The 313-nt window shown below is 72.8% G+C and carries 1 protein-coding gene; it reads right to left on the reverse strand.

The annotated features are described in order from the left end of the window. A partial coding sequence (locus CCN39_RS47405; RefSeq protein ID WP_208630690.1) for a TetR/AcrR family transcriptional regulator C-terminal domain-containing protein occupies positions 1-313 on the reverse strand: 313 nt, incomplete at both ends.

Consider the following 313-nt stretch of genomic DNA (forward strand, 5'->3'; position numbering starts at 1 on the left):
GCGCTCTGGTCGAAGCCGCCGCCGAGCCAGATGCGGTTCATCGCCGGGTGCGCGTCGACGACGAAGTAGTTCTCCCAGAACGACGACCGCTGGTGCCACCACGCCTCGGTCGACTGGCCGGTGCTGCGTTCCAGCCGGGTGTTCTCCGCGTCGAGCGCCGCGTTCGCGTCGACGTACGTGCCGATCCCGTTGGCCGCCGCGACGGCCTGGCGCGGCGGCAGGCCCAGCTCGTCCATGATCGACAGCAGGTACTCCTGGCCCGCCAGCTGGCCGGGGCCCAGCGGCGGCCGGACCCGCGAGACCTCGCACAGCC

This window comes from Amycolatopsis kentuckyensis (assembly GCF_002155975.1).
Lineage (GTDB): Bacteria > Actinomycetota > Actinomycetes > Mycobacteriales > Pseudonocardiaceae > Amycolatopsis > Amycolatopsis kentuckyensis.